The 1,494-nt window shown below is 65.3% G+C and carries 3 protein-coding genes; all 3 read left to right on the forward strand.

Going from position 1 to position 1,494, the window contains the following annotated elements; all coding sequences use genetic code 11:
* Nucleotides 1-172 precede the first annotated feature (172 nt).
* On the forward strand, nt 173-484 hold the full coding sequence (locus tag ACFVS0_RS21775) for a pore-forming ESAT-6 family protein (RefSeq protein ID WP_267003503.1): 312 nt from the start codon (nt 173-175) through the stop codon (nt 482-484).
* Between the two features lie 110 nt (nt 485-594).
* Nucleotides 595-987, forward strand: a complete 393-nt coding sequence (locus tag ACFVS0_RS21780) for a DUF6507 family protein (protein WP_326744825.1) — start codon at nt 595-597, stop codon at nt 985-987.
* Nucleotides 984-1,494: hypothetical protein (locus ACFVS0_RS21785; protein WP_430589109.1), on the forward strand; the 511-nt coding region annotated here is incomplete at its 3' end. The genes ACFVS0_RS21780 and ACFVS0_RS21785, both read left to right, overlap by 4 nt.

Consider the following 1,494-nt stretch of genomic DNA (forward strand, 5'->3'; position numbering starts at 1 on the left):
GTCAGTCGGGTATGGAGCAGGCGTTCGGCTCGGGTGACCAGGAGCAGGGTGACAACGCGCGTCAGCAGATGGGCGCGGCGAACTTCGACGCGGCCCGCTTCGGTGGACGCTGACCGTCTCTCGGTTTCATGGGTTCCACGGGTTCCACGGATTTCACGGGGAGTGTTTGTTGATGGCTGGTGGCAGTGATCGTCGGGCGTATGACACGGGTGCGTCGGCGGATGCGCAGGGCAACATCCAGGTCGTGATCGCGCGTCTGGAGGAAGTGATCGCGGCGCGTGACGGGCAGGTGAAGGCCGCGATGGCGGACTTCACCGCGGACGGTGTGGCGGATGAGTACCACGGCAAGGAAATGCGGTGGAACCGGGCCTCGCAGGAGGTCAAGAGCATCATCCAGTTGCTGAAGACGACGCTGGAGAAGAACGACGGGACCGCGCAGCACACGATCACGCGCGCGAAGGCGGCCGTCGACAACATCGGCTGAGGCTTCACCGCACCGGATGTCCGGGGGCGCGGCCCTTGGGGCGGTGGTGTGTGCGGAATCGTTTTTGTTCGACTGTTCGTGGTGGGTAGTTGGGGCACGGGGGTGTGCTGGTGACCGGGTGGGATCTGAAGCCGCAGGGTATTCAGGGTGTGCTGAAGACGACGGGTGAGACGGCGGGGAAGATCGAGTCGTACGCGAAGTCGTACGGCACGCATCTGACGTCGGCGGCGACGAGTGCGGGCACGATCACCGCGGAGGACGGTGGTGAGGGCGGGGAGAAGGCCGGTGGTGGTCTGGTCGCTCTCGCGTTGTCGCAGTACGCCGAACACGCCACGACGGACCTGAAGTTCATCGCCGCCCGGGCCGGGAAGTCGTTGACCGGTGCGGTCGATGCGACGACCGCCTACCTCAACGGTGACCTGGAGATGGCCGCCGAGTCGCAGCGCAAGGCCTTGGGCATCCCGGATCTGGATCTGACGAAGCCCGGGGTGCAGACCAAGTGATCAAGCCGGAAGCGATACCGCAGTTCACCGGTGACCTCGGGCAGTTGGAGAAGGACTACGGCAGCCTGAAAACCGATGCCGGACACATCCGCGGCACCGGGTCGGACGTCCATACCCAGTTCCAGGGCCTGTCCGCGTACTACCAGGCCCCCGAGGCGGAGAAACTGTTCGCGTCGACGAAGCCGGTCCAGGACCGGGCCGACACCTTCGCCGACGACCTGGAAAAAGTCTCCACCGCCCTGTCGGACTACGCCACCGAGGTCCGCCCGCTGGTCACGAAACTCGCACAGCTCAAAGCCGATGCGACGACATTCGTCAACGCGAACAAGGGCGATGACGACTGGGAGTACGACGAAGACAAGATCGACGAGCACAACCAGCTCCGCGACGACGTCACCACCACCGTCGCCGCGTTCTGGGCCGCCGAACGCACCTGCCACAACACGATCACCGCCCTGTTCGGCGGGACCCAGATGGTCGCCGGCGACGGATCCGACCGCAAAGACC

The organism is Isoptericola sp. NPDC058082 (assembly GCF_042885055.1).
GTDB lineage: Bacteria > Actinomycetota > Actinomycetes > Actinomycetales > Cellulomonadaceae > Isoptericola.

What these genes read in the sequence shown, in the direction of transcription:
- ACFVS0_RS21775 (WP_267003503.1), top strand. Translation starts at nt 173, where the DNA reads ATGGCTGGTGGCAGTGATCGTCGGGCGTATGACACGGGTGCGTCGGCG.